The organism is Kocuria oxytropis, from assembly GCF_040981195.1.
Lineage (GTDB): Bacteria > Actinomycetota > Actinomycetes > Actinomycetales > Micrococcaceae > Kocuria > Kocuria oxytropis.
The window spans coordinates 146,796-164,533 of sequence record NZ_JAVFXA010000001.1 but is presented as its reverse complement, the minus strand read 5'-3'; the positions used below and the strand labels follow the sequence as shown (position 1 = coordinate 164,533).

22 protein-coding genes are annotated in these 17,738 nt (G+C 74.1%); 13 read left to right on the top strand and 9 right to left on the bottom strand.

Translation table 11 applies throughout. The features are described from left to right. The 4 genes from QYM41_RS00750 to QYM41_RS00735 all read right to left on the bottom strand — a co-directional run bounded on the left by QYM41_RS00750 (window position 1) and on the right by QYM41_RS00735 (window position 4,075). Entirely contained in the window at window positions 1–1,071 is a 1,071-nt protein-coding gene (locus QYM41_RS00750; protein ID WP_368797825.1) for a HoxN/HupN/NixA family nickel/cobalt transporter, read from the bottom strand. 97 nt (window positions 1,072–1,168) lie between these two features. Then, complete coding sequence (locus tag QYM41_RS00745) at window positions 1,169–2,521, bottom strand: MBL fold metallo-hydrolase (protein ID WP_368797824.1); 1,353 nt, start codon at window positions 2,519–2,521, stop codon at window positions 1,169–1,171. A gap of 129 nt (window positions 2,522–2,650) precedes the next feature. Continuing rightward, on the bottom strand, window positions 2,651–3,037 hold the full coding sequence (trxA, locus tag QYM41_RS00740) for a thioredoxin (protein ID WP_368797823.1): 387 nt from the start codon (window positions 3,035–3,037) through the stop codon (window positions 2,651–2,653). A gap of 174 nt (window positions 3,038–3,211) precedes the next feature. Continuing rightward, window positions 3,212–4,075: a sulfite exporter TauE/SafE family protein gene (locus tag QYM41_RS00735; RefSeq protein WP_368797822.1), complete on the bottom strand. Its 864-nt coding sequence runs from the start codon at window positions 4,073–4,075 to the stop codon at window positions 3,212–3,214. A gap of 248 nt (window positions 4,076–4,323) precedes the next feature. On the opposite strand from QYM41_RS00735, the gene QYM41_RS00730 reads away from it, so the two are divergent. Next, entirely contained in the window at window positions 4,324–4,743 is a 420-nt protein-coding gene (locus QYM41_RS00730; protein ID WP_368797821.1) for a DUF302 domain-containing protein, read from the top strand. A gap of 81 nt (window positions 4,744–4,824) precedes the next feature. Next, on the top strand, window positions 4,825–5,367 hold the full coding sequence (locus QYM41_RS00725) for a type 1 glutamine amidotransferase domain-containing protein (protein ID WP_368797820.1): 543 nt from the start codon (window positions 4,825–4,827) through the stop codon (window positions 5,365–5,367). A 76-nt stretch (window positions 5,368–5,443) separates the two neighbouring features. On the opposite strand, the gene nhaA is transcribed toward QYM41_RS00725, so the two are convergent. Next, the gene (nhaA, locus tag QYM41_RS00720; RefSeq protein WP_438612528.1) at window positions 5,444–6,853 is read right to left on the bottom strand and encodes a Na+/H+ antiporter NhaA; all 1,410 of its coding nucleotides are present in this window, start codon (window positions 6,851–6,853) and stop codon (window positions 5,444–5,446) included. A gap of 226 nt (window positions 6,854–7,079) precedes the next feature. Beyond that, window positions 7,080–8,171: an acyltransferase family protein gene (locus tag QYM41_RS00715; RefSeq protein WP_368798134.1), complete on the bottom strand. Its 1,092-nt coding sequence runs from the start codon at window positions 8,169–8,171 to the stop codon at window positions 7,080–7,082. Window positions 8,172–8,468: 297 nt separating this feature from the next. Between QYM41_RS00715 and QYM41_RS00710 the strand changes: the two genes are divergently transcribed. From QYM41_RS00710 to QYM41_RS00700, 3 genes are all read left to right on the top strand, one after another. After that, window positions 8,469–9,440, top strand: a complete 972-nt coding sequence (locus QYM41_RS00710) for a DUF5919 domain-containing protein (protein WP_368797819.1) — start codon at window positions 8,469–8,471, stop codon at window positions 9,438–9,440. Between the two features lie 73 nt (window positions 9,441–9,513). Beyond that, window positions 9,514–9,999: a hypothetical protein gene (locus tag QYM41_RS00705; RefSeq protein WP_368797818.1), complete on the top strand. Its 486-nt coding sequence runs from the start codon at window positions 9,514–9,516 to the stop codon at window positions 9,997–9,999. Between the two features lie 106 nt (window positions 10,000–10,105). Further along, window positions 10,106–11,401: a cytochrome P450 gene (locus tag QYM41_RS00700; RefSeq protein ID WP_368797817.1), complete on the top strand. Its 1,296-nt coding sequence runs from the start codon at window positions 10,106–10,108 to the stop codon at window positions 11,399–11,401. Here the strand turns inward: QYM41_RS00700 and QYM41_RS00695 are convergent. After that, complete coding sequence (locus QYM41_RS00695) at window positions 11,359–12,201, bottom strand: NAD-dependent epimerase/dehydratase family protein (protein ID WP_368797816.1); 843 nt, start codon at window positions 12,199–12,201, stop codon at window positions 11,359–11,361. The two genes, QYM41_RS00700 and QYM41_RS00695, sit on opposite strands and share 43 nt — an antisense overlap. Before the next feature lie 148 nt (window positions 12,202–12,349). Here QYM41_RS00695 and QYM41_RS00690 point away from each other — a divergent pair, with 148 nt between their 5' ends. From QYM41_RS00690 to QYM41_RS00680, 3 genes are all read left to right on the top strand, one after another. After that, the gene (locus QYM41_RS00690) at window positions 12,350–12,850 is read left to right on the top strand and encodes a pyridoxamine 5'-phosphate oxidase family protein (protein WP_368797815.1); all 501 of its coding nucleotides are present in this window, start codon (window positions 12,350–12,352) and stop codon (window positions 12,848–12,850) included. Window positions 12,851–12,928: 78 nt separating this feature from the next. After that, on the top strand, window positions 12,929–13,468 hold the full coding sequence (locus tag QYM41_RS00685; protein WP_368797814.1) for a DUF488 domain-containing protein: 540 nt from the start codon (window positions 12,929–12,931) through the stop codon (window positions 13,466–13,468). Beyond that, window positions 13,456–13,788, top strand: coding sequence for a cupin domain-containing protein (locus tag QYM41_RS00680; protein ID WP_368797813.1), 333 nt, complete (start codon window positions 13,456–13,458; stop codon window positions 13,786–13,788). Before QYM41_RS00685 ends, QYM41_RS00680 begins: the two co-directional genes overlap by 13 nt. A gap of 55 nt (window positions 13,789–13,843) precedes the next feature. Here QYM41_RS00680 and QYM41_RS00675 read toward each other — a convergent pair whose 3' ends face one another. Then, window positions 13,844–14,011 carry a hypothetical protein gene (locus tag QYM41_RS00675; protein ID WP_368797812.1) on the bottom strand — a complete coding sequence of 56 codons (168 nt, stop codon included), beginning with the start codon at window positions 14,009–14,011 and terminating at the stop codon, window positions 13,844–13,846. A gap of 222 nt (window positions 14,012–14,233) precedes the next feature. Here QYM41_RS00675 and QYM41_RS00670 point away from each other — a divergent pair, with 222 nt between their 5' ends. The 5 genes from QYM41_RS00670 (at window position 14,234) to QYM41_RS00650 (ending at window position 17,308) form a co-directional block, all read left to right on the top strand. Beyond that, complete coding sequence (locus tag QYM41_RS00670; RefSeq protein ID WP_368797811.1) at window positions 14,234–14,893, top strand: SDR family oxidoreductase; 660 nt, start codon at window positions 14,234–14,236, stop codon at window positions 14,891–14,893. 209 nt (window positions 14,894–15,102) lie between these two features. Next, window positions 15,103–15,585 carry a pyridoxamine 5'-phosphate oxidase family protein gene (locus QYM41_RS00665; protein ID WP_368797810.1) on the top strand — a complete coding sequence of 161 codons (483 nt, stop codon included), beginning with the start codon at window positions 15,103–15,105 and terminating at the stop codon, window positions 15,583–15,585. After that, on the top strand, window positions 15,582–15,920 hold the full coding sequence (locus QYM41_RS00660; RefSeq protein ID WP_368797809.1) for an acylphosphatase: 339 nt from the start codon (window positions 15,582–15,584) through the stop codon (window positions 15,918–15,920). The genes QYM41_RS00665 and QYM41_RS00660 overlap by 4 nt, the downstream gene beginning before the upstream one ends. A gap of 37 nt (window positions 15,921–15,957) precedes the next feature. Beyond that, the gene (locus QYM41_RS00655) at window positions 15,958–16,929 is read left to right on the top strand and encodes a cation diffusion facilitator family transporter (RefSeq protein ID WP_368797808.1); all 972 of its coding nucleotides are present in this window, start codon (window positions 15,958–15,960) and stop codon (window positions 16,927–16,929) included. Further along, a complete protein-coding gene (locus QYM41_RS00650; protein ID WP_368797807.1) occupies window positions 16,919–17,308 on the top strand; it encodes a YqfO family protein in 390 nt (129 codons plus the stop codon). Before QYM41_RS00655 ends, QYM41_RS00650 begins: the two co-directional genes overlap by 11 nt. On the opposite strand, the gene QYM41_RS00645 is transcribed toward QYM41_RS00650, so the two are convergent. After that, window positions 17,283–17,732, bottom strand: coding sequence for a DUF779 domain-containing protein (locus tag QYM41_RS00645; RefSeq protein ID WP_368797806.1), 450 nt, complete (start codon window positions 17,730–17,732; stop codon window positions 17,283–17,285). The two genes, QYM41_RS00650 and QYM41_RS00645, sit on opposite strands and share 26 nt — an antisense overlap. Window positions 17,733–17,738 lie beyond the last annotated feature (6 nt).

Sequence of the window (17,738 nt, the reverse complement as noted above, 5' to 3'; positions counted from 1 at the left end):
TCAGCCTCGCACAGGAACCCGCCGTCCGTCGCGGCGGACCCGGTCCAGGCCCTGCGAGCCCAGCAGGACGAGGCCGAAGAGCACGATCAGGGCCACCCCGAGGAAGTTCAGGTCGACCGCGGCCACGAGGGCGAGCGCGCCGCCGGTGGGCTGCACGAGCTCGGCGAGCACGGACAACAGGCTCGTCCCGCCGATCACGAAGGCGATGAGGACCGAGACGGACGTCACCGTGACGTCGTAGTCCAGCTTGCGACGGGCGTCGGCCGAGGCCCACCCGTACACCCGGTGCATCAGGACGCCGTCGGCGCTGTCGAACAGCGTCATGCCGGCGGTGAAGAGCACGGGCAGCACGAGCACCGCGTACCCGGGCAGTTCGGGGGCGAGCCCGCCCGCCATCACGAACAGCCCGATCGAGGCCGCCGTGTCGAGGCCGAGGCCGAAGAGGACGCCGACGGGGTACATCCCGGCCGGGCGGTCCACCGCGCGGGTCACGGGGTGCAGCACACGGTGCAGCACTCCCCGGCCGGCGAGGTGGGCCTCCAGCGCGCCGGGGTCCAGGGTGCCGGTGCGCGCGGCGCGGCGGGCCCGGCGCAGCCGGAGCAGCACCGCGAGGTTGAGCACCCCGGCGGTGACGAGGAACAGCCCGGAGACCGTGCCGCCCCAGATCCCGGCGGCCTGGCGCAGCCCGGACCCCTCGTCCGCGAGGCCGCCGGCGAAGGTCTCGAGGCCCAGGCCCAGCAGCAGCACGGAGACGAGGACCACCGAGGAGTGCCCCAGGGCGAACCAGAAGCCGGTGGCCGTGGACTCCCTGCCGCGCGCTGTCAGCGAGCGCGTCGCGTTGTCGATCGCGGCGATGTGGTCGGCGTCGAAGGCGTGCCGGACGCCCAGGGCGTAGGCGCTGAGGGCCAGGCCCACGAACAGCCCCGTACCGCCCTGAGGGGTGTCGGCGCCCAGGACGAGGGCGAGCAGCGCGCCCCAGCCCACGAGGTGCAGGAGGACGACCGCGGCGCCGATCGCGGTGACGCTGCGGCGGGCGGCGGCGGACGGGGGGACGGTGCGGGAGGTGCGCACGGCGGACCTTTCGCTGGGAGGGACGGGCTGCCGGGGAGGACCGGCCTGCGAACGGGTGCCGCGGGGCCGGGCGCGCGCACCCGGCCCCGCAGGGGACTCAGCTCTCGAGCGGGACGCCGGCCTCCTCCGCGTCGGCGAAGAGGGCGTCGACGTGGACCGCCTCCCTGTCCTCCCGCTCGAGCAGGCTGGCGGCCACGCCCGAGCGGTAGCCGGAGCCGCAGTGCACCCACAGCCGGCCGGCGGGGACCTCGTCGAGGCGGGTCAGCAGCTCGTGCAGCGGGATGTTGACCGCCCCGGGGATGTAGGAGTCCTCGTACTCGTCCACCCGGCGGACGTCCAGGACGGTCTCGTCCTCGGGGCGCTGGTCGAGCATGCCCTTCCAGCCGACCCTCGGGTAGGAGGAGCGGGCCGCCCCGGGGGCGAGCTGCGCCGGGTCCTCGCCCAGGGCGGCGTCGGGGGAGTCGATGCCGATGCGGGAGAGGTCGCGGATCGCGTTCTCGACGTCCTCGCGGGAGCCGACGAGGGTCAGCTGCCGGTCGTAGGGGAAGATCCAGCCCAGGAACGCGGTGAAGCTGGAGCCGTCGCCGTACTCGAAGCTGATGGTGCCCTTCAGGTGGTCGGAGGCGTAGGCCACGCGGTGGCGCAGGTCCACCACCCACTCGCCGGCATCCAGCCGGGCCCGGAGCTCGTCCGGGTCGAGGGAGTCGGGCACGGACAGGTCCGGCTCGGTGGGGCCGGCGGCGTTGGCCGGGCCCATGTGCACGTAGTAGTTCGGGTAGGCCGTGAGGTTGCTGATCAGCTCGGTGACGAAGTGCTCCTCGTCCGGATCGGTGTAGACGTGGTTCGTCCTGATCTGCTCGCCCAGGGTGGACTCGTCCGCGCCGGTGGCGGGGCCGGAGGAGCAGAAGGAGCCGAAGCCGTGGGTCGGGTACAGGGCGGCCTTCTCCTGGGCCTCGGCCGCGAGGCGGCGGGCGGAGGCGTACTGGTCGTGGGTCAGGCCCACCATGTGCTCACGGCCCAGCAGGTCGGTGCGGCCCACGGAGCCGTACAGGACGCTGCCGCCGGAGAACACGGCCTGCTCCTCGCCGTGCTCCACCACGAAGGAGAGGTGGTGGTGGGTGTGGCCGGGGGTGGCCACGGCCTTCACGGTCAGCTCGCCGACGCGGACGGTCTGCCCGTCGGCGATCGGGGTGCGCTCGAAGGAGACGTCGTCGGCGGCGTTGACGAGGTAGGCCGCGCCGTGCTTGCGGGCGTAGAGGCAGCCTCCGGTCAGGTAGTCGTTGTGGATGTGGGTCTCCGCCACGTGCGTGACCTTCACCCCGGCCTCGGCCACCGCGGCCTCGAGGCGGTCGATGTCGCGCTGGGCGTCGATGACGAGGGCTGTCGCGCCGTCGTGCACGAGGTAGCTGCGGTCCCCGAGCTGGGGGGTGTCGATGACGGTGACGTCCATGGTGGGTTCCTCCTGGTGGTGCCCCGGGGCGCACCGCGGGGCGTCTTGACGGTATCGGCGAGGTGTTACGGGAGTGTTCCAGGGGCGGGGCCACGGCGGAAGCGACGTGCCGGTGACCCGTGCCGCGGCTCAGGCCTGCTGGGCGGTGCTCCGTCCGGCCTGCCGCCGGGCGAGCTCGGCGTGGACCTCGGTCATGTCGAGGTCCTTGACCGCGGTGATGACCTGCTCGAGGCCGGTCGCGGGCAGGGCGCCCGGCTGGGAGAACACGAGCACGCCCTCGCGGAAGGCCATCAGGGTGGGGATGGAGCTGATGCCGGCGGCGGCGGCCAGCCGCTGCTCGGCCTCGGTGTCGACCTTCGCGAACACCACGTCCGGGTGCTCGGCGGAGGCGGCCTCGTAGGCCGGGGCGAACATGCGGCAGGGGCCGCACCAGGACGCCCAGAAGTCCACGAGGACGATGTCGTGGTTCTGGACGGTCTCGGCGAAGGCCTGCTCGGTGAGGTCGACGGTGGCCATGGGGATCTCCTTCTCGGTGCTGGGTGGTGCTCGGTGCTGGGTCGTGGTGCTGGATCGTGGTGCCGGGTCGTGGTGCTGGTCGGGGGACCGGGCTGGGGTGCTCGGCCGGGGTGCCCTGTCGTGGTGCTCGACGGTGGCGGCCGGTCGTGGTCGTGCCCGGCGGACGACGGGTGGTCAGGCGGTGAGGGGGGTGCGCAGCGGGCACTTCGGGACCGCGAACCAGCAGACGGCCGCGGCCGCACCGGCCGCGGCGGCGGTGATCCCGACGGCGGTGCCGGCCAGGCCGGGCAGCTCCTGGACCAGGACGAACACGCCCATGACGAGGACGAAGATGCCGAAGCCCTGGCGCAGGGCGGTCTCGGGGATGCGGCCGGCCAGCCGCGCCCCGGCGAACGAGCCGGCGACCGCGGCGACGGTCACGGCCCCGATCAGGGCCCAGTCCAGGGAGACCGTGGTGAGGTAGCCGGCGAGCCCGGCGAAGGACTTCATGGCGATGACCACCAGGGAGGTGCCCACGGCCACGGGCATGGACAGCCCGCCCAGCAGGGCCAGGGCCGGGACGACGAGGAATCCGCCGCCGGCTCCCACCAGGCCGGTGACCAGACCCACGACCAGGCCCTCGGCGACGACCTTCAGCACCGGCAGCTCGCCGTCGTGGGCCGTGGCGGACCCGACCCTGCGGCCGCGGATCATGGCCAGGGAGGTCGCGACCATCATCAGGGCGAAGGCGATCATCAGCACGGTGCCGGGGATGTGGCCCCCGGCCAGGCCGCCGAGGAAGGCCCCGGCCATGCCGGCGAGACCGAAGACGAGGCCGGTGCGCCACTTCACGCGCCCGTTGCGGGCGTGGGTGACGGCGCTGACGGCGGAGGTCACTCCCACGACGAACAGGGAGGCCGCGATGGCCTCCTTCGGGTCCAGGCCCGCCACGTAGGTGAGGATCGGGACGGTGAGGATGGACCCGCCGCCGCCGAGCAGACCGAGCGAGAGCCCGATCAGCACCGACAGCAGGAGGGTCAGCACGAGGGTGACGGTCATGGTGGAGGTCCTTTGCTTCCCGCCGGCCGGGGCGGGATCGGGTGGTGCAGGGGGCCGGTCGTCGTGCCGGGCGTCGGTCCCGAGTATGGCAGATACCCCAGGGGGTATTCAAGTACCCCCTGGGGTATCGCCTCGCCCGTCCCGTATCGCTCAGCGAGAACCCGGACGTCCTGCTCTTCCCTTTCGTCCCCCCGCGTGCCAAGAGTGGGACCGTGAGCCAGGAACCCGGACCGAGAAGGAGTGCCAGCATGAGCTACACCCACGCCGTCGTCGTCCCGCTGCCCTACGCGGAGGCGCTCGAGCGGACGCGGGCCGCCCTCTCGGAGCAGGGCTTCGGCATCCTCACCGAGATCGACGTGCGCGCCACGTTCGAGCAGAAGCTCGGTGCCGAGGCCGCCGAGGAGGTGGGTGACTACGTGATCCTCGGCGCCTGCAACCCGTCGCTGGCCAGCAGGGCCCTCGCCGCGGAGCCCCAGCTCGGCGCGCTCCTGCCCTGCAACGTGGTGGTGCGCCGCGGCACGGATCCCGGCAGCTCCACGGTCGAGGCGATCGACCCGCAGACCATGGTCCGGCTCAGCGGCAGCCCCGCCGTGCAGGAGGTCGCCGACGACGCCGACACCCGGCTCCGGGCCGCACTCGACGTCCTCGGCGGCATCCGGGCGCAGTAGCCGCCGCGGCGCCGACTCCGGCGCTCAGCCGCTCGAGCAGACAGCATCCCAGCACCGATCCACCGACCCAGGAGGAAGTTCATGACCACCGACATCACCGGCAAGAAGATCGCGTTCGTCGCCACGAACGGCGTGGAGGAGCCCGAGCTCACCGAGCCCTGGAAGGCGGTCCAGGAGGCCGGCGGCACCCCCGTGCTGCTGTCCGCGGAGCAGGGCAGCATCACCGCGATGCAGGGGGACTGGGACCGTGCCGGCAGCTACGACGTCGACGGCACCCTCGCCGAGGCGAAGGCCGAGGACTTCGACGCGCTGGTCCTGCCCGGGGGCACCCTCAACGCGGACGCCGTGCGCGTGGACCAGGACGCGCTGCGCCTGGTCCGGGAGTTCGACGCCGCGGGCAAGCCGATCGCCGCGATCTGCCACGCCCCGTGGATCCTCATCGAGGCCGGGCTCGCGCAGGGCAGGCGGCTCACGTCCTACTCCTCGCTGGCCACCGACCTGAAGAACGCCGGGGCGGACTGGGTGGACGAGGAGGTCGTCGTCGACGGCCGGCTCGTCACCTCGCGCAACCCCGGTGACCTCGAGGCGTTCAACCGGGAGGCCCTGAAGCTGTTCGCCGGCTGACGGCGCCCCGGCGCGCGAGAGGACCCCCGTCCGGTGCTCCGGGCGGGGGTCCTGCGGTTCGTGGGCACGGCGCCGGTCAGCGGCGGCCTTCTCCCCGGACCTCCTCGTCCTCCTCGTAGACGTCCGGGATGCCGTCGTGGTCGGCGTCGACGGACTCGAGCTTCTCGATCGCCCGGTAGCGCTTGTTGCGGGCCCGCAGCAGCACCGAGGCCAGGGCCGCCGCCAGCACGGACGCCGTGAGGATCGCGACCTTGGCCTGGTCCCCCGGAAGGCTGCCCGGGGCGAAGCTGAGCTCCGCGATGAGCAGCGAGACGGTGAAGCCGATGCCGGCCAGGAGCGCGACGCCCACCAGGTCGATCCACTGGAAGGAGGGGTCGAGCCGGGCGCGGGTGACCTTGGTGATCAGCCACGTGGCGCCCACGATGCCGATCGGCTTGCCCAGCACCAGGCCGGCGACGATGCCGAGCGTCACCGGCGCGGAGAGCGCGGACGTCAGGCCCTCCCAGCCGCCCACGGCCACGCCGGCGGAGAAGAAGGCGAAGACCGGCACGGCGAAGCCGGCCGAGAGGGGGCGGAAGCGGTGCTCGAAGATCTCGGCGAGACCGGGGCCCGCCTCGGATCCGCCGCCGGCCCGGCTGCGGATCACGGGCACGGCGAAGCCGAGGAGCACGCCGGCCACGGTCGCGTGGATGCCGGCCTCGTGGACCAGGGCCCAGACCACGATGCCGATCGGCAGCAGGATCAGCCAGGCGGCCGGAGCCTTCAAGCCGAAGAACCGGCGGTACTTCTGGGCGAGGAAGAGGTAGAGGGCGAAGGGGATCAGCGCCAGCAGCAGCGGCTGGACCGCGACGTCCTCCGAGTAGAAGACGGCGATGATCGTGATCGCCAGCAGGTCGTCGACCACGGCCAGGGTCAGCAGGAAGAGCCGCAGCGCGGCGGGCAGGTGCGAGCCGATGATGGCGAGCACCGCCACGGCGAAGGCGATGTCGGTGGCGGTGGGGATGGCCCAGCCGTCGGCGGTGTCGGGGTCGGAGACGTTGATGGCCGCGTAGATCGCGGCCGGGACGATGACACCGCCCACGGCCGCGGTGATGGGCACGACGGACTGGCGGAACTCGCGCAGGTCGCCGGCCACGAACTCGCGCTTGAGCTCGAGGCCCACCAGGAAGAAGAAGATCGCCAGCAGGCCGTCGGCGGCCCACGTGCCGAGGCTGAGCCTCAGGTGCCACGGCTCGTAGCCGACCTCGAAGTCGCGCAGGGCGAAGTAGCTGTCCGCGAACGGGGAGTTGGCCCAGACGATGGCGACGAGCGCGGCCGCCACGAGCAGCAGGCCGCCGATGGTCTCCTTGCGGAGGATCTCGCCGACGCGCAGCACCTCGCGGTAGCTGCCGCGGCGCAGCGTGTCGTGGCTGTGGTCCTCGGGGCGCTGCGGGGGGCGGTTCCCCGGCTGGTCCTCGGGGCGGGCGGTGGGGTCGTGGGTGGACACGGGGTTCCTCCGATTTTTGGCGGCAGTTCTCTCGTGCCGACCAGACTTCCCGGCTCACCTGAGGTGTCAGTCTACGGGCAATCGTGGTGTGCGCCACCCGGGCGGGGCGGCCCCGCACCGCCCGGCAGGTCGCGGCGGACGAGCATGCCACCGCGGCCGCGGGCGGGACGCGGCAGGGACCGCGAGGGCGGTCCCGCCGGTCCCCGGGGCGCCGGGGGCGTGGCCGTCAGCCGTCGCGGTGACCCTCGGGGGCCGTGGCCGCAGGGGCCGCCGGGCCCGGGGCGGCGACCCTCCGGTCGGGCCGGTCGCGGGGGTCGAGCCACGCCTTCGCCCGGAGGGCGGGCTTCTCGACGACCGTCCAGGACAGCAGGGCCAGGGGCAGCGTCAGCAGGACGACCAGCACGGTGTTCGCGGCGACCCCCCAGGACGCGGTGCCGAGCAGCACGAGCAGCTGCTGCACCGGATACGCGTAGATGTAGACGCCGTAGGAGAGGTCGGTGCGCGTGGTCCAGTTCTCGGAGCGCGTGGCGCCGAGGCCCAGGAGCAGCACGGCGAGGGGCAGCTGCCCGTACAGGTCGGCCCAGCCCTGGTCGGTCAGGACGGCGTAGACGACCCCGGCCGCCGCGACGTGGGTCCAGGAGGGGCGCCAGGTCCTCGCCCAGGCCCAGACCGCCGCGCCCGCCAGGAAGTAGCCCACCAGCCGGGCGCCGCCGAGGTAGAGGTGGCTCGTGACGTCCAGCGGCCCCTCGAGCAGGGGGCGCAGGACCAGGACGAGGAGGAACATCCCCGGGAGCACCCAGCGGGCGTGCCGTGCCGCCAGGGCGGTGCTGAGGACCAGCCCGATGAGCACGTAGGCGACGGCCTCGTGGAACAGCGTCCAGAGCGAGCCGTTCCAGGAGTCAGGAGCGGGCACCGCGAGCAGTGTGCCGTCGATGCCCCACTGGGACATCCGCAGGTCGGCGTTGCTCAGCACGAACCCGGCCGCGGAGCCCGGGTCGAACGACGACCCCTCGAGCACGGCCGCGACCGGCGCGAAGACGGCCGCCACGACGAGCAGGCTCACCAGGAACCCCGGATAGATGCGCAGGAACCGGCGCCACAGGTAGGGCACCAGGCGGGTGCGCGCCCGGCTCTCGGCGATGAGGTAGCCGCTGAGCACGAAGAAGCCGTTGACGGCCACGTCGGACACCAGCTCGAGGCTCGGGCCGTCCGCGCCGGTGAGCGGCCAGGCGTGGCCCAGGATCACCAGCAGCGCCAGGAGCAGACGCAGGGCGTTGAGGCGGTTGTGGCGGTCGCCCAGGCGCTGGTGCAGTGTCATGGCCACGGGAGGTGCCTTCCGGACGTGGTGGGCAGTGCGGCCGGTGCGGTCCGCTGCAGGGCGTGGGCCGGTTCCCGGCGCGAGAGCCGTCACGACGCCGGACTGCCGCACTCCCGAGGCCGAGTTTAGTTATGCAAACGCATGTTCAGGGCCTCCGCCGCACAAGAGGGGACGCCCCGGACGGCTCCGGCAGCACCGCCGCGCTCGTCACACAGCGACCCGGTGCCCTCGGCGCTCACGCCCAGGTCAGGCCGCGTGTCAGGCTGTGAGCAGATCCGCTCGAGGAAGGGGAGTCCCGTGCTGGAGACCCGCACCACCGCCCAGGACCGGCCCGCGGGGGACGGGCGCCGCGGCGGCCCGCGCACCGTCCCGCCGCGACGTCCCGGCACGGCCCCGGCCGTGCTGATCGGCCTCGGTGCGGCGGTGGTCGTCGTCGCCCTGGCCGCCGGGCGCGCGTGGCCGGAGCTGCTGCTCGAGGCCGGGGCCGTCCTGCTCACCGTGGGCGGCGTGGGGCTGCTCCTGGACGCCGGGCGCTCCCGCCGGCGCGGCTCCGCGCCCGTGGAGGCGGCGCCCGTCCCGGTCCCCGCCGCGCTCCCGGTCCCTCCCGCGTCCCGCGAGGACCGGCTGGGGCTGGTCGGGGTCCGCGAGGAGCTCGACGTGGTCGACGTGCTCCGGAGCGTCCGGCCGGGGCAGGAGCTGTGGTGGACGGACACCTTCCCCCTGACGCTGGCCGGGGACCTCGACGCGATCCACAAGGCGCTCGCCACCGGGGTCCGTGTCCGGCTGCTGCTCCTCGATCCGAGGTCCCCCGCGCTCGCGGCCCGGCTCCGGGAGATCCGCCACCACTACGGGCTCTCGCCCATGGACCTGCGGCGCAGCTTCGACACGCTCGTCCACCAGCTGCGGGCCCTGGGGGAGCTCGACCCCGTGGTCGCCGACCGGCTCGAGGTGCGGGTCCACGACGGCCTGCCCGGAGCCCCGGTCTACCTGGTCCTGGGCGGGGCCGCCGCGGAGGAGGATCCCGGGGCGGCCCCGGAGCTGCTCCGGGCGTACAGCAGCTACTTCCTGCTGGACGCGAGCCAGGACATGCCCTATCTGGAGTGGCGGGAGGGGCCCTTCGCCGGCCGGCTGCACGCCTACGTGCGGCACCAGTGGACGGAGGGGCGCACGGTCTTCCCGACCGAGCCGGCCGACCGCTCGGCCTCCGCGTTCGGCGTCCGCCCCGGGACGGCGCGGCACCCGGCCGGCCGCGGCGCCGAGGACTCCTGAGGGCCGGCGACGGCGCCCGTCCCGGTGGCCGGGAGCCGTGGCGCCGGGCGCGCCGGTCTGCTGAGATGTCCTCATGGACGTTGCGGATTTCAGGACCCTGTTCGGCGACGACATCCGGGCCTGGCTCGACTGGGACGCGCTGGACGACGGGAACACCCGGGTCGAGGACCTCGTGGTCGCCTCCCGGCAGGAGCTCGGTGAGCTCTACACCGTCTGGCACGTGGACCCGGAGGGCAACCCGGGGGAGTGGTCGCACCCCCAGCACCGGCCGCAGACCCTCGCCCAGGCCGCCGGGAAGCAGTGGCCGGGGGACCGGCAGGAGAAGATCGAGCACATGCGGGAGGAGTTCGCGCAGGAGTCGGGACCGATCCAGCTGACCGTCCCGGCCTACCGGACCGAGGACTCGCTCGTGGTGCTCGACTCCAACCACCGCCTGGTGGGGGCGTACCTCTCCGGGGCGGACCTGCGGGTGCTGCTGATCGTGCTGGACGGGCCCTCCTCCTCCCTGGTCCTCCCCGCCACGGCGCAGATCGAGAACGACCGGGCGGACCGGATCTGAGACCCCGCCCGCCCCGGCGGCAGAGCCGCGGCGGCACTCCGGCCGGGAGAACACGGCGGGGGCCGCGCACCGGCCCGCCGTCGCCCCGCGCGACTAGCATGAGCCCATGAGCGACCGTGCCCGTCCCGAGACCCGCTGCCCCGTCCCGCACGGCGACCGGCGCCGGACCGCCCCGCCCGGAGAGTCCGGCACGCCGGGGGTCGAGGTCCTCGACGGGACGTGGCACGTGCGGTCCCTGCCGCTGGTCCGCCAGGTGCTGCGGGAGGCCGACGCCACGGTCCAGGCCGGGTTCAGCGCGGAGACGGCCCGCAAGGGGCTCACCGGCGACCACCCGCCCGTGCTCTACGCGGACGGCCCCGAGCACCGGCGTCAGCGCACCGCCACCGCACGGTTCTTCACCCCGGCGGCGGTGAGCCGCCGCTACCGCGACCTGATGGAGGAGCGGGCCGACGAGCTGGTCGAGCGGATCCGGCAGGAGGGGCGGGCGGAGCTGTCCGCGGTCACCCTGCGCTACTCCGTGGAGGTCGCCGCGCAGGTCGTGGGGCTGACGAACTCGGACATCGACGGGATGTCACGGCGTCTGGAGCGCTTCTTCAGCGGCCCCGCCACCGGTCCGGCCGGCGGGCCCGCCGGCGGCCCGCTGGGCCGGCTCCGGGACCGGGCGGGGACCGTCCTCGGATCCCTGCGGCCGATCTGGGCGATGAACGCCTTCCGGCTCCGGGACGTGCGCCCGGCCATCACGGCGCGGCGCGAGCAGCCCCGGGAGGACGTGGTCTCGCACCTGCTCGCCGAGGGCTGCACGGACCGGGAGATCCTCGTGGAGTGCGTCACCTACGCCGCCGCCGGCATGGCCACCACCCGGGAGTTCATCTCGGTGGCCATCTGGCACCTGCTGGAGGACGACCGGCTGCGGGAGGAGTACCTCGCCGCCGAGGAGCCGGCCCGGCACGGCATCCTGCACGAGATCCTGCGCCTGGAGCCGGTGGTGGGCCACCTCTACCGCCGCACCACCCGGGCGCTGGTCCTGGAGGACGGTGCCGAGCGCCACGAGGTGCCCGCCGGGGCGCTGCTCGACCTCTACGTCCGCCAGGCGAACAGCGACGAGCAGGCGTTCGGGGAGGACGCCCGGCAGCTGTGCCCGGAGCGGTCCCGGCCGCGGGGGATCAGGCCCGAGGTCATGTCCTTCGGGGACGGCGCCCACCGGTGCCCGGGCGGGTTCCTGGCGATCCAGGAGACCGACGTCTTCCTGCAGCGCCTGCTGCGGCTGCCCCTGGAGCTCGAGCACCCGCCGCGGGTCTCGTGGGTGGAGCTGATCGCCGCCTACGAGGTGCGCGACGTCGTCCTGCGGGTGGGGACCGGTCAGGGGTGGCGCACGCCCTCCCCGGCGAGCACCGCGCGGTAGCCCTCCCGGTAGGTGGGGTAGCGCAGCCGCAGCCCGGACGCCCGCAGCCGGGCGTTGGACAGCCGCTTCGAGCCCCGTGGCGGTGCGTCCGCCTCCGGGACGTCCTCGGGGCGGGGGACGTCCAGCTCCTGCGCCAGGAACTCGAGCACCTCGAGCTCGGGCACGGGCTCGTCGTCCGTGCCGAGGTACAGCGTGAGCGGCTGGGCGTCCATGGTGAGCAGGTGCACGGCCGCGGCCGCGGCGTCGTCCCGGTGGATCCGGTTGGTCCAGGCCGCCCCGGCCGCGCCGTCCCCGGAGCGCACCTTGTCGATCAGCCGCGTCCTGCCCGGTCCGTAGATGCCGGACAGCCGCAGGACCGTGCCGTGCGGGAACTGCTCGTGGAACAGCTCCTCGGTCTCCAGCAGGATCCGCGCGGTGGGGGTCCGGGGGTCCGGCGGGGTGTCCTCGGTGACCTCCTCGCCGTCGGCGTCCCCGCAGACGGCGGTCGAGGAGATCAGCACGGCGCGCCGCGGGAGGGCCCCGGCGGCGCGCAGACCGTCGGCCACGTGCCGCAGCCCGTCGAGGTAGGCCGCGCGGTAGGCCTCGGGCGTCCGCCCGTCCGCGGCGGTCGCGACGACGAGGAGCTCGACGTCGCCCGGCAGCTCGGGCACCTCCGTGCTCAGGTCCACCGGCAGCCCGGTCAGGGGCGGCGGCACCAGTTCCGCGCGACGGCGCAGGCCCAGCACCTCCTGCCCCTGCTCGGCCAGCCGCAGCCCGATCTCCGTGCCCAGGTCTCCGCATCCCGCGATCACCACGCTCATGCGCCCGATTCTCCCACGCCCGGGCCGCCGGCACCGTCGCGGACGTCCCGGGGCCCGGGTGCTGTTCCCTGGGCGGGGGCGGCACCGTAGGTTGGAGGTGGTGGCCGGGCACGGGCGGGCCGCCGAGGCGCACGGGAAGGGGACGACGGTGGAGTGGTACCGCAAGGACGTGGAGGAGCTCGCGCCCGGGGACTGCTGGGAGCTGCTGCGGGCGGACGGCGTCGCCCGGCTGGCCGTGGTGGTGGACGGGGCGCCGGAGATCTTCCCCGTGAACTACGTGGTCGACCGCGACACGATCGTCTTCCGCTCGGGCCTCGGCACGAAGCTGAGCGGCGCCCTCGAGGGCCGTTCCGTGGCCCTCGAGATCGACGGGCACGACGCCGCGGCCGCCACGGCCTGGAGCGTGGTCCTCAAGGGCCACGCCGAGGGCGTCCGGCCGGGCCACGCCCTGATGGAGGCCCTGCAGCTGCCGCTGTTCCCGTGGCAGGAGGGACTGAAGGACCGGTTCGTCCGCGTCGTGCCGACCACGGTGACGGGCCGCCGCTTCACCATGGCCGACCGGGAGGCGTGGAACTCCTCGGCGGCCGCGGGCCGGAGGACCCCCGGGGGCTCCGCCCGCTGGACCGAGGCCGGCCCCGGCGGCGCGTGACGTCCCGGGCCCGGCTCCCGCAGAGCGGACCGTGTCGGGCCGGGGACGCGCCCGGGCCCGGTCAGTAGGGTGGGGAGCATGAGAGCGCACACCGTCTACACCGTGGGCCACTCCACCCGCTCCGCCGAGGAGTTCGTGGAGCTGCTGAGGGAGTCCGGTGTGCGGCGCCTCGTTGACATCCGCACGGTGCCGCGCTCGCGCACGAACCCCCAGTTCGACCTCGACACGCTGCCCGGCACGCTCGCGGCGGCCGGCATCGAGCACGGCTACTGCAAGGGACTGGGCGGGCTGCGCCCCACCTCGAAGGACTCGGTGAACACCGCCTGGCGCAACGCGTCCTTCCGCGGCTACGCCGACCACATGCAGACGGACGAGTTCCGGACCGCCCTGGCCGAGCTCGAGCGGCTGGCCGAGGACCGTGCGGTCGCGATCATGTGCGCGGAGGCGGTGTGGTGGCGCTGCCACCGCTCGCTCGTGGCCGAGGCGCTGCTGGTGCGCGGGCACGACGTGCAGCACATCATGGGCCCCGGCAAGCTCACCCCCGCGACGCTGCGGGACTTCGCCGTGGTCGACGGGGACCGGATCACCTACCCAGGAGGAGAACCATGCAGCACCTGAACGAGATCGCCCTGCAGCACCTCAACGAGGCCCGGCACAACGGCCACGGCCGCAGCTCGGAGCGACTGCTGCACCAGAAGGTGCTGCGCCAGACCCTCCTGGCGCTGAAGGAGGGCGCGGTGCTGGCCGAGCACAGCGCCCCGTACGCCGGCAGCCTGCAGGTGCTCCACGGGCGGATCCGGGTCTCCTCGAGCGAGGACCTGGTGCTCGACGCCGGGCAGCTGCACGTGATCCCCGCGGAGCGGCACTCCGTGGAGGCCCTGGAGGACGCGGTGTTCATCCTCACCGCGGTGACCGGCATCCAGGAGGCCGCGGAGTAGCCGGCCGGGCTCCGCGGGAGCCCAGCCGGGCGGTGGCGCAGGGGCTGGACCGGCCTCAGCGCCGGCCCAGGTGCTTCTCCCGGCGGTGGGCGATGAACACGCCGGACAGCGCAACCATCAGCATCATGGCGGCGATGAGCGCGAGCGTCCACGCGCCGTCGATCAGCGCGACGACCAGCAGGACGAGGGCGATCGCGGACAGCATGAGCTGGAAGATCAGCACGGGGCGGCCTCCGGTCGGGGACAGGGATCAGATCACCCCGAGGCTACCCGAGGCCGGGCCCTGCCGCTCCGGGTCGCAGGGCCGGGTCGCAGGACCAGGGGCGCGGGCTCCGGGCGCATTCCCGGTTTCGCCCTCCGCGTGAGCTGTGTCGTGGCGGCCGGGAGACGGCTAGCGTCGGGGGGAGCACAGAACGTCCCCTCAGCATCCCAAGGAGCACATCACATGACCCGCACTGCGATCATCGGCGGCCACGGCAAGGTCGCCCTCATCCTGGCCCAGCTGCTCAAGACCGGCGGCAACGACGTCACGAGCATCTTCCGCAACCCCGACCACACGGACGACGTCGAGAACACCGGGGCGACCCCCGTGGTGGCCGACGTGGAGCAGCTGTCGGTCGCCCAGCTCGCCGACCTGCTCGAGGGCCAGGACGCCGTCGTGTGGAGCGCCGGCGCGGGCGGCGGCAGCCCCGAGCGCACCTACGCCGTGGACCGGGACGCGGCGATCCGCGCGATGGACGCCGCCGTGATGGCCGGCGCCAAGCGCTTCGTCATGGTCTCCTACTTCGGGGCCGGCCAGGACCACGGCGTCCCCGAGGACGACCCCTTCCACGCCTACGCCCAGGCCAAGGCCGACGCCGACGACCACCTGCGCGCCTCCTCGCTGGACTGGACCATCGTGGGCCCCGGCGCCCTCACGGAGGGCGACGCCACCGGCATGATCGACGTGTCCACGGGCGAGCGGGACGGCGATCACCAGACCTCCCGGGCGAACGTGGCGCTCGTGGTCTCCGCCGTGCTGGACGACCCCTCGACCATCGGGAAGACCATCGAGTTCTCCGACGGCGGCACGCTCATCTCGGCCGCGCTCGAGGTGCAGCCGTGACCGGCTGAGCGCGCCGCGCGCACGGGGCGGCCGCCGCGGACCCGGATCCCGGGTGCGGCGGCCGCCCCGTGTGCGCGGGGGCGGGAGGGGGCGACGGCCTCGACGGCGCGCCGGTCGCACCCCGGCGCACCCCGGCGCACGGTTCCGCCCACGATGAATTCCTCGACCGGACCCTGCCACGGGGCCCGGTCGTTCCCTAGTCTGACCACATGAACACGCACCAGGATGACATCCAGCACATCGTCGAGTTCGTGAACCGCACCCGGGTCGGCATGCTCAGCACCACGGAGCCGACCGGTAAGCTCGTCAGCCGTCCGATGACCGTGGTCGACGTCGCCCCGGGGGAGGACCTCGCCTTCGTCACCAGCAGCGACACCTCCGCGGTCCGGGACGTGGCGGCCCACGACGCCGTCAACGTCGCCTTCGTGGGCGACCACGAGTGGGTCTCCGTCTCCGGGGCCGCCGAGGTGGTCGAGGACCGGGCGGTGCTCGACGGGCTGTGGTCCGACGCGCTGACGGCCTACTACCCGGACGGTCCCGCGACCCCCGGTCTGGTGGTGCTGCGCGTGCGCACGGAGACCGCCGAGCACTGGCGCAGCCCGGGGACGGTGGCCACCGCGCTGCGCTGGGCGAAGGCCCGGGCCACGGGCGAGCAGGTCGACGCCGGCGAGTCCACGGTGGTGGACCTGTGAGCCTGCCGCCGATCCACTCGGGCGCCTCCGCCGGCCGCGACCCCGAGCCCCTGGACCCCGAGGAGGACCTGCGCCTGACCGCCGTGGTGCACGGCTCCGTGCAGGGCGTCGGCTTCCGCTTCTGGACCGCCCGCCGCGCCGGGGAGCTGGGCCTGAGCGGTTCGGCCGTCAACAACTCGGACGGCACCGTGGGGGTGATCGCCGAGGGCCCCCGGCACGCCGTGCGGGACCTGCTCAAGTCCCTCAACGGCGGCGGCACGCCCGGGGCCGTCATGAAGGTGGACTCCCACTACGGTCCCGCCACCGGGGAGTTCCGCGGGTTCGACACCGCCTGACCCGCGCGGCACCGCGCCGCCGTCCTACGATGGAGCCATGGCGCACGAGCACACCCGGGACCGCGGTCGCGCGGGGGACGGGCACGACCACGGGGCCGGCCACGCCCACGCCGGTCCCGGCACCGACCGGTGGCGGATCGCCACCGCCTTCGGGATCACCGTGGGGCTGTTCGTCGTCCAGCTCGTCGGCGCCCTGTGGACGGGCTCCCTGGCGCTGCTCATCGACACCGCCCACGTGCTCACCGACGCCGGCGGGCTGCTGCTCGCGCTGGTCGCCGCGCAGCTGACCCTGCGCCCGCCGAGCGCCCGGCGCACGTGGGGCTGGCGGCGCGCGGAGATCGTGGCCGCGGCCCTCCAAGCCGGGGTGCTGCTGGCCGTGGGACTGTTCGTGCTGGTGGAGGGCGTGCGCCGGTTCCTGGAGCCGCACCCGGTGGCCTCGGCCGAGCTGCTGGTCTTCGGCGTCCTGGGGCTGGTCGGCAACCTCGTGGCGATGCTCGTGCTCTTCGGGGGCCGGCGCAGCAACCTCAACCTCCGCGCGGCGATGCTCGAGGTGCGCAACGACGCCCTGGGCTCGGTCGCCGTGATCGTCGCGGCCGTCGTCATCACCCTCACGGGCTGGATGCAGGCGGACGCCGTGGTCGCGCTGCTCATCGGCGCGCTCATCGTGCCCCGCACCATCCGGCTGCTCGTGGAGTCCCTGTCCGTGCTGATGGAGAGCGTGCCCCCCGGGCTCGACGTCGACGACGTCCGCGGGCACATCCTCGAGCTGCCGCACGTGGTGGAGGTCCACGACCTGCACGCGTCCCGGATCTCCTCCGACCTGCCCGTGCTCACCGCCCACGTGGTGCTCGAGGAGGAGTACTTCTACTCGGGCGGCTCCGCGGAGGCGCTGGGCCGGATCCAGCGGTGCGTGGCCGAGCACTTCCCCGTGTCCGTCCAGCACTCCACGATCCAGCTGGAGCCCGCCGACCACCAGGAGCGGGAGGTGTGCGCGCCCCATGACCCCTGAGCCCGCGGAGCCCGAGCAGCACTGCCTGGTCGTGTTCGTCCCCGCCACCCACGCCGAGCAGGTCCTGCAGGCCCTCGGCGACGCCGGCGCCGGCCGCTCCGGCCACTACTCCCACACCGCGTTCGTGAGCCGCGGCACCGGGCGGTTCACGCCGCTGCCCGGCGCGCACCCGGCCGTGGGAACCGTCGGGACGCCCCAGGAGGTCGAGGAGGTCCGCATCGAGACGCTGTACCCGGCGGCCGAGCGCGAGCGCGTGCTGCGGGCCATGGCCGGGGCCCACCCCTACGAGGTCCCGGCCTTCACGACCTTCCCGGTCCACGCCCGGGGCCCGTCCTTCGACGAGCAGGGCCGGCTCAGGAGCCGGCCGGATCCTGCCTGAGCGCCGAGCGGATCAGGAACCGCTTGCCCTCCGGCGCCTCCACCGAGAACCCGGAACCACGCCCCTCCACCACGTCCACCGTGAGCTGGGTGTGCTTCCAGTACTCGAACTGCTCGCGCGAGATCCAGAACTCGAGCTCGGCCGTGTCCGGGTCACCGGGCAGCGTGAACACGCCCAGCAGCACGTCCGCGGGACCCGTCAGGAAGTCCCCGGCCGGATAGCACATCGGCGCCGAGCCGTCGCAGCACCCGCCGGACTGGTGGAACATCAGCCGGCCGTGGACCTCCCGCAGCCTGCCGAGCAGCTCCACCGCGGCCGGCGTCAGGGCCACGCGGGAGGTCGTCTCGCCCGCGATCGCGGGAACGGACTCCAGGACGGTGCTGCTGCCGGGGACGGTCCCGGTGGTGTGCTCGGCGGTGCTCACGGCGTG